The 8,034-nt window shown below is 62.3% G+C and carries 5 protein-coding genes; all 5 read right to left on the bottom strand.

Annotated elements, in window-relative coordinates:
- Positions 1–128: 128 nt before the first annotated feature.
- The 5 genes from ACRESJ_RS29575 to ACRESJ_RS29555 all read right to left on the bottom strand — a co-directional run bounded on the left by ACRESJ_RS29575 (position 129) and on the right by ACRESJ_RS29555 (position 7,092).
- Complete coding sequence (locus tag ACRESJ_RS29575; RefSeq protein ID WP_431761049.1) at positions 129–1,361, bottom strand: NADH:flavin oxidoreductase; 1,233 nt, start codon at positions 1,359–1,361, stop codon at positions 129–131.
- Between the two features lie 73 nt (positions 1,362–1,434).
- Positions 1,435–3,081, bottom strand: coding sequence for a DUF1302 domain-containing protein (locus ACRESJ_RS29570; RefSeq protein ID WP_431761048.1), 1,647 nt, complete (start codon positions 3,079–3,081; stop codon positions 1,435–1,437).
- Between the two features lie 89 nt (positions 3,082–3,170).
- Complete coding sequence (locus ACRESJ_RS29565) at positions 3,171–4,787, bottom strand: FadD3 family acyl-CoA ligase (protein ID WP_431761047.1); 1,617 nt, start codon at positions 4,785–4,787, stop codon at positions 3,171–3,173.
- A gap of 16 nt (positions 4,788–4,803) precedes the next feature.
- Positions 4,804–5,826, bottom strand: a complete 1,023-nt coding sequence (locus ACRESJ_RS29560) for a 2Fe-2S iron-sulfur cluster-binding protein (RefSeq protein ID WP_431761046.1) — start codon at positions 5,824–5,826, stop codon at positions 4,804–4,806.
- A gap of 78 nt (positions 5,827–5,904) precedes the next feature.
- Entirely contained in the window at positions 5,905–7,092 is a 1,188-nt protein-coding gene (locus tag ACRESJ_RS29555) for an acyl-CoA dehydrogenase family protein (protein WP_431761045.1), read from the bottom strand.
- Between the last annotated feature and the right edge of the window lie 942 nt (positions 7,093–8,034).

Raw genomic sequence — 8,034 nt, 5'->3', positions numbered from 1 at the left:
TTCCCACGCTCTGCGTGGGAATGCCTCAACGGACGCTCCGCGTTCGGCTTTAGAAGAGGGACGCGGAGCGTCCCGGGCTGCGTTCCCACGCAGAGCGTGGGAACGATCATTCACGATCAGTACCCTGCTTAGCGTGCCGCCGCCGGCTGGCGATTCAATTCGGCATCACCAGGCTTACCCAGCACACAAGAGGTGCCACCGGGTGTGTACATCATCGCCACACAGCGGTTGCAGGCGGTGCAGATCGAGTCGCGGCTGGTGCCGCTGGCGAGTTTGTTGACGTAGTCATTTTCCGCCAGCAACACCCGCCCCATGGCGACCAGATCAAAACCCTCGGCCATGATCTGCTCGATGCTCGCCAGGCTCTTGGCGCCGCCCAGATACGCCAACGGCATTTTCACCGCCGCACGCACCTTGCGCGCATGTTCGAGCAGGTACAGCTCACGGAATTCCACGGTCGGCTCAGTGCGACGCTGGATGGCCATGGCCAGGGCGATGATCTTGTTTTTCTGCTGCACGCGGTTCTCCTTGGGAAAGGAAGAACCGAACATGGTGGTGATCGACTCCGCGTTCATCCCGGCGCTAAGCACCAGCAGATGCGCGCCCTCTTCTTCCAGCATGCGCGCGATCTTCGCCCCGTCCTCGGCGCTGTTACCGGCACGCACGCCTTCGGTGATGCTGTATTTGCAGATCACCGCCATCTCGTTGCCCACCGCGTCGAGCACCGCACGCAGCACCCGGCGCGGAAAGCGCAGGCGGTTTTCCAGGCTGCCGCCGTACTGGTCGCGGCGCTTGTTGTACATCGGCGAAATGAACTGGCTGAGCAAGTAACCGTGACCCATGTGGATTTCCACGGCATCGAAACCGGCCTGGCGTGCCAGGCGCGCGCCTTGGGCGAAGTCACGCACCACTTGCTGCATGTCGGCTTCGGTCATCGCCTGCTTGAGGAACATGCCGCTCATCATGCCGATCTTGTTGAAGCCGCCACTGGCTGACAGCGGGCGCTTGGTCGAGCGCTCACGGATGAAAGTAAAGCAGCCGCCATGGGTGATCTGCGCACTGGCCAGGCCACCCGCCTCGTGCACCCCATCGGTCAGGGCCTTGAAGTGCGGCAGGCTCGATTGGCTGAGGGTCAACTGATTGGGCAAGGTGCGGCCATCGTCGCTCACCGCGCAATAGGCCACGGTGGTCAACGCAGTCCCCCCAGCGACCAGCGCCGAGTGCAATTTGACCAACTGCTTGGAGGGCACGCCACCCGCGCTCATGCCCTCATTGGTGGCGGCCTTGATAAAACGGTTTTTCAGGGTCAGTGGACCAATCACAACAGGGCTGAACGGTGACGGGGTTGGACGAGGATGCATGACAGGCCTCTCTTTATTGTTATCAACGACAAAAGGTGGGCTGCGTCGCCACATCGCGACGCAGCCGTGATCATCAAAAGGTGTACTTGGCGTTGAGCGACAGATAATCGCGGTCCGCGAGCAAGCGGCCCTGGGCGACATCCGGCGAACTCAGGTAGGCGACATAGGTCATGCCGATCTGGAAGTTGCCCAGGTACTTGAAGTCGCCGCCCACGGTCAGGCGCTTCTCGTCGCGGCCCAGGCCCTGATAGGCGCTGCCGTCGACGTTCTGGGTCCAGACGACTTTGGTGCTCAGGTCCAGGCCGGTGGCGATGGACGGATAGTCCATGTAGGCGCCAACGCCAAGCAGCGTCGAGCCACGGGTCTGGGTCGCCGATTCGAACGTATCGAACGTGCCGTCCACGCCTGGCCCGCCGCCGGTGATCGTCAGGTTGTCGACGCCGGCGATGTATTGATGCACCACTTCGCCCAGGAACGTGGTCTGCTGGGCGAGCAGGCTGGGGCCGAGGATGTAGGTGGCGTTGAGGTTGCCCTGCCAGATCTGCCCGGTAGTAGGCGCACCATTGTTCAGGTAGACCGAGGCGCCGTCGCGGTAGCTCAGGTCACCGGCGTACTGCACCGAGTCACCGACCTTGGAGCTGAAACTTACACCGGTCAACTTGACGTCTTCGAAGTAGCCCAGACGATAGGTCAGCGCGTCACCGGTGTGGCCAATATTCTTGAGCGAGGAGTATTGAGTGGTGCCGCTAAAGTCGAAGAACAGCGAGCCGATGCGCTCGTTGTAGCGGTAATGGAACAACCCCACTTCGGTGTTTTCGGTGATCCGATAGCGCACGCCCAGGCCCCATTGGCCGCTGTCGCTGGCGTCCTTGTCGCCGGCAAACGCGACCGCCGCGCCGTTGGGCAAGCTGTTGACCCGACCGCTGCCGAGGCGATAGAACTCGGCGCCCGGCCCGAAGGTGTCGCTGCCGAAGTAGTCGCCCACCGGGTTGAGCTCGGTCTTCTCCCACTCATATTGGTAGTACCCCACCAGCGCGAGGTCTTCATTGAGCGACCACGACCCCGAGACCTGGCCCACCGGCAGGTACGAATCCTTGGCCTCGGTGCCTGGTACGTTGAACTTGGTGGCATCCACCGGGGCCTGGCCCTGGCTGATGTTGGGCCAGAACAGGCTCTCGCCCCAGGCCACCAGATGCCGGCCCGCCTTGAGCGACAGGTACTGGGTTTCGCCAAGCTCGAAGTTGCCATACACATAGGCATCAAGCAGGCGCGCGTTGTTGCCACTGAGGTCACGGGTCTTGTCACTGAACTCGTCGTTGCGCCCGAGTTTGTTCACCGTGTCCGGCGAGTCGTTGGCGTTGCGCTGTTTATACACATCGTCGTAGAAGTCACTGCCGCGCAGCACCGCACCGAGGTTGTCGTGCTTGAGCAGCAGTTCGCCGAACAGGCTTACGCGATTGTTGATCAAAGAACCGCGCTTGAAGTTGCGTGTGCCGTCGTCGTTGTTCGGGTCGTTGAGGTATTGATTGGCCTGCTTGGCGGTGCGCATGGAGGCGGTGTAGTTGACCGTCAGCGACGAGTCCAGCGTAGTGTCTTCCCCCAACTGAATGGTCGGCGCGGCGCTGGCCGTGGCACTGGCGAGGGTGATGGCTGTCGCCAGCAATGGGCGATTGGCAATCAGCTTCCCCGAATGGCGCGCAACCGTGTTTCGCGTAAACATGCTCCTATCCTTTTTTGTTGTTGTTTTGACTGGTGTCGCCACAGCGTGAAAAAAACCGTTGCCGGGCGGATTGGTAAAACCCCTGCACCTCATGCCCGGATACTGTCGGCCACCATCGCCCGCAGTTCGTTCTTCGCCACCTTGCTCGAAGGGTTCAGAGGCAGCCCATTGAGGAACCGCACCTGGCGCGGCACCTTGTAATTGGCCATCTGTTCACGGCTCCAGGCGATCAATTGCGCCTCGTCGAGCTCCCACCCTTCGCGCAACACCACGCAGGCGCAGCCGACCTCCCCCATGCGCTCGTCGGCGATGCCGATCACTGCCACCTGGGCAATGGCCGGATGGCGGATCAGCGCCGCTTCGATTTCCGCCGGGTAGCAGTTGAAACCGCCGACGATGAACATGTCCTTGAGGCGGTCGGTGATGATCAGGTTGCCGGCCTCGTCCAGCCGCCCAACGTCGCCGGTGTGCAGCCAGCCTTCGCTATCGATGGCTTCGCGGGTGGCTTCCGGGTTCTGGAAATAGCCCTGCATGATGTGGAACCCACGCAGGCAGATCTCACCCGTTTGCCCCGCCTCCAGCGCCTGGTTGAGCGGATCGCGAATGCTCACCTCGGTGCCGGCGATGGGCCGGCCGCTGGTGCCGGCGATCACCTGCGCCGAATCCTGTGGATCGCAGATCGTCGCCAGGCCACCGCATTCGGTCAGGCCATAGGCGGTGGTGACAACGGCGAAACCCAACTCGTTGCGCATGCGCTCGATCAGGCTCGGCGGGATGCTCGCCGAGCCGGTCACCGCGATGCGCAGGCTCGACAGGTCGGTCTGCTTGAGCTGCGGGTGGGCCAGCAGCGACAAATACAGGGTCGGCGCGCCGGGCAGCACGCTGATGCGTTCGCGGGCGATGCGCTGGAACACCTGCTCCGCGTCGAACACCGCATGGGGCAGGATGGTCGCGCCGCCGATCAGGCAGGTCAGCCAGCCGGCCTTGTAGCCGAAGGCATGGAAAAACGGATTGACGATCAGGTAGCGGTCGCCTGGCACCAGGCCGATGACTTTCACATATTCAGTGAAGGCCCGCAGGTTCTGGCCATGGCCGCTCATCACGCCCTTGGGCTTACCGGTGGTTCCGGAGGTGAACAACAGGTCGCACATGGCATCAGGGCTGACCGCCATTGCGCGGTGCATGGCGCTCTGCGCGTCGATGGTCGATGCGCCTTGCAGGAACTGCGCAAGCGTCAGGTCCGACGACAACGCAGGCGTGTCGCCATCGACAATCACCAGGTGTTCGAGGCTGGCCGGTCGATGGGCCGCGAGCAGCGCCGGGTAATCGACGTCCAGAAAACGCTGCTGGACGAACAACACGCGGCAGCCGCTGCGCTCCAGCACATCGGCGGCCTCAAGGCCCTTCATGCGCGTGTTGATCGGTACCAGCACCGCCCCGGCGCATTGAATGCCCAGGGCTGCGAGAATCCACTCGGCACTGTTCGGCGCCCAGACGCCGACGCGGTCCCCGGCCTGGATGCCCAGGGCCATCAAGCCCCGGGTAAACGCCATGACGCGCTCGGGTAACTGGGCGAAGTCGATGGATTGGCCGTTGTCCTCGATGGCGGTACGCCCGGCAAAACGTTCGGCGCAGGTAAAGACCAATTGGGCCAGGGTGGCAGGTGCCGCGCTCACGGGCGCGGTGAGGTTCAGGCTCTGATTCATCGTGGGCTCGTGCTCATCATTCGGGAAAGCGGATACGCAATTGCGCGCTGGTGGGCACCGCCTGACAGGCCAGGATCCAGCCTTCGGCCAGGTCGGCTGCGTCCAGTGCATCGTTGTGCAGCAACTCGACATCCCCGCTTTCCAGGGTGCACATGCACGAGGCACAACCCCCGACACGACAGGCACTGGGCGGGTTGAGGCCGGCGCGCTCCATGGCGGCAAGCACGGTTTCGCCGCTGTCGCAGGACAACTCGAAGTCTTCACCATCCAGGCGCACCGCCAACTGCGCGGCCATCGCCGCTTCGCTACTGCTCACCAGCGGCAGTTCACCTTCGCCGGGCAACGAAACAAAACGTTCGACATGCACCCGGCCATCCGGCATGCCCAGGCTTTTCAACGCGCTGACAGTGGCGTCCATGAACGGCGCCGGACCACAGATGAACGCCTGGGCATCGATAAACGGCCGTGCCAGCTCGGCCAATTGCCCGACGCTCGGAATGCCTTGCACCGAGTCGAGCCAATGGACGACTTGCAAACGCTGCGGATGAACGCTGGCCAGCAACTTGAGTTCTTCCTTGAAAATCACCGACGCTTCATCACGGTTGGCATAGACCAACAGCACTCGGCCGGTGCCCACGATCAACGCCGAGCGCAGGATCGACAGCACCGGGGTCACGCCACTGCCACCGCCGAACAGCAGCAGATCGCCGTCCAGACTCCGCGGTACGAAGACTCCGGCCGGCGGCAGGACTTCAAGGGTCTGCCCTTCCTGCAGTTCACGGCACAGCCAGTTGGAGGCACGTCCGTCCTGCACTCGCTTGACCGTGACCCGCAACGGCTCATCGAGCAGCGGTGTGCTCGACAACGAATAACAACGGGGCAGCCACCCGTCCTCGTACGGCACGCGCAAGGTCAGGAACTGGCCGGGTTGATAGCGAAAACGTTCACCCAGGTGCTCGGGCACGTCGAACACCACCGAGCATGCGTCGGCGGTTTCCTCGATCACTTGCGCCACGCGCAGGGAAAGATAATTGCTCATAGATCAGGTACTCATGACCACCTGCCCGTGCAGCACGGGCAGGTGTAAACCCAAGGGTGTCAAACCGGCGCAATCGCCTCAGACGTAAGGGTCCGGGTTGGGCAGGCCGAGCATCACCGCGCCGTAGCTGCGCCCGTAGGCCATGTAGTTGTTGGCGATGTGACCACGCGCCTGGTGCAGGTCGCGGAACAGTCGCGCCACCGGGTTGGTGTTGTACAAGCCCGAGGCCGCCATGCTGCGCAACAGGTCGTTGGCCCGCTCGGCGCAGATGTTGGTGACATAGGCCGACTGGTAGCGATACAGCAGACGGGTCTCGGTGTCCGGGTATTCACCGGCACGGGCCAGGCTCATCAGGTGCTCGTAGTTGCGCTCCAGCACCAGGCGCAGGCTGTCGACGGTGATCATCGCTTCGGCCACGGCGGTTTGCGCCACCGGATCGTCCGCCGTGCGGGCACCGTGCTTGCCGATGTGTTTGGCGGCGTTGTCGCGGAACTCGTTGATCGCGCCTTGCAGGGCACCGATGGCCGAGGTCGAGACCGCGCGGGAGAACACCTGGGCGAACGGGATCGCATAGATCGGGTTGGTGTTGACCAGGCGCCCGGGCGTGGCTTCGAGGGTCCAGTTATTGGTGCGTTGCACGCGATGGGCCGGGACGAATACATCCTCGACCACGATGTCATGGCTGCCGGTGCCGCGCAGGCCCATCACGTCCCAGTTACGCTCGATCTGATAGTCGCTGCGCGGCAACAGGAAAGTGCCGTGCTCGGCGGCCAGCTCGCCATCGGGTGGCAGAATACCGCCGAGGAACACCCATTGGCAGTGCTCGCTACCACTGGAAAAACCCCAGCGCCCGCTGATGCGGTAACCGCCTTCGACCACCGTGACCTTTGCCGCCGGCATGTAGGTCGAGCAGATCAGTGCGCTGTGGTCATCGCCCCAGACTTCGCGCTGCGTTTCGATCGGGTAACGCGCCAGTTGCCAGGGGTGAACGCCCATCACGCCGTAGATCCAGGCCGTGGACATGCAACCCTCGGCAAGGATGGTCTGGATTTCGAAGAAGGTGCGCGGGTCCACTTCGTAACCGCCGAACGCCCGTGGCTGCAAGGCCCGCAACAAGCCGGCCGATTGCAACTCGATGACGCTCTCCACCGGCACTTTCAAGTCCTTGTCGGCCTGCGCCGTGCGTGCCTTGAGTGCCGGCACCAGGCGCCGTGCACGTTCCAGCAGGTCACGCTCGTCCTGGGTCTTTTCTCGCATGCTGTGCATCACTCAATTCTCCCGATCTCACTGCGCCATTGCGCCAGTTGAGGGGATCATCGGGTTGAGCGGGGAAAGGTTCATCGTCAAAGCGGACTAGGGGTTGGGTCGCTTTGCTTTTTGATTGTTTTTTGGGCGTGTACATATCCGTGTTTTTGGTAACGGCTGCACTTTGAGCGAGTACATATCCGTTTCTGCGGTAACGGCTACTTATGGTTTCGCTTTTACAGCGACTCACTTTTCCAAACGCCGAAAAGTAAGCAAAAGGCTTTGCCCCGGGGCTCGGGGTTCCTTCGCTCCGGCATCCATCCGGGGGCATCGCCCTCCGGTTGGCTTCGCTGGCACCTACATGCGATGAGTTCGACTGCGTCGAACGGCGCTGCACGCCATTCCCCGGATGAATACCTCCACTCAGCCTGCCGAAGGGGCAGGTAAATCAAAAGCCAAAGCCAAAACCGGCTTTTCCTGTAGGAGCGGAGCTTGCCCGCGAAAAACGTCCAGACAACACCTTTATTCAGACAGCCCGCGTTATCGTTTACCTCCATCGCTGGTAAGCCAGCTCCCACAGAATCCGGCGTCGTTCACAAAATTTCGGTCCGCCCCCAATCAACTGTGGGAGCTGGCCTGCCAGCGATAGCGGTGTCACGGCCTACGAATACCTCAACGAATAAACCGACAGATCGAGGCCAACAGGTCTGGCCCCATCGCTGGCAAGCCAGCTCCCACAGAATCCGGCGTCGTTCACAAAATTTCGGTCCACCCCCAATCAACTGTGGGAGCTGGCCTGCCAGCGATAGCGGTGTCACGGCCTACGAATACCTCAACGAATAAACCGACAGATCGAGGCCAACAGTTCTGGCCCCATCGCTGGCAAGCCAGCTCCCACAGAATCCGGCGTCGTTCACAAAATTTCGGTCCACCCCCAATCAACTGTGGGAGCTGGCCTGCCAG

It is taken from the genome of Pseudomonas sp. (assembly GCF_050739655.1).
GTDB lineage: Bacteria > Pseudomonadota > Gammaproteobacteria > Pseudomonadales > Pseudomonadaceae > Aquipseudomonas.
Note: the sequence above shows the minus strand (reverse complement) of the source record. Positions and strands in the feature narration are given on the sequence as shown.

Coding starts and splice junctions, on each gene's coding strand:
- ACRESJ_RS29575 (WP_431761049.1), bottom strand. CDS start 1,361: ATGCATCCTCGTCCAACCCCGTCACCGTTCAGCCCTGTTGTGATTGGT.
- ACRESJ_RS29570 (WP_431761048.1), bottom strand. CDS start 3,081: ATGTTTACGCGAAACACGGTTGCGCGCCATTCGGGGAAGCTGATTGCC.
- ACRESJ_RS29565 (WP_431761047.1), bottom strand. CDS start 4,787: ATGAATCAGAGCCTGAACCTCACCGCGCCCGTGAGCGCGGCACCTGCC.
- ACRESJ_RS29560 (WP_431761046.1), bottom strand. CDS start 5,826: ATGAGCAATTATCTTTCCCTGCGCGTGGCGCAAGTGATCGAGGAAACC.
- ACRESJ_RS29555 (WP_431761045.1), bottom strand. CDS start 7,092: ATGCACAGCATGCGAGAAAAGACCCAGGACGAGCGTGACCTGCTGGAA.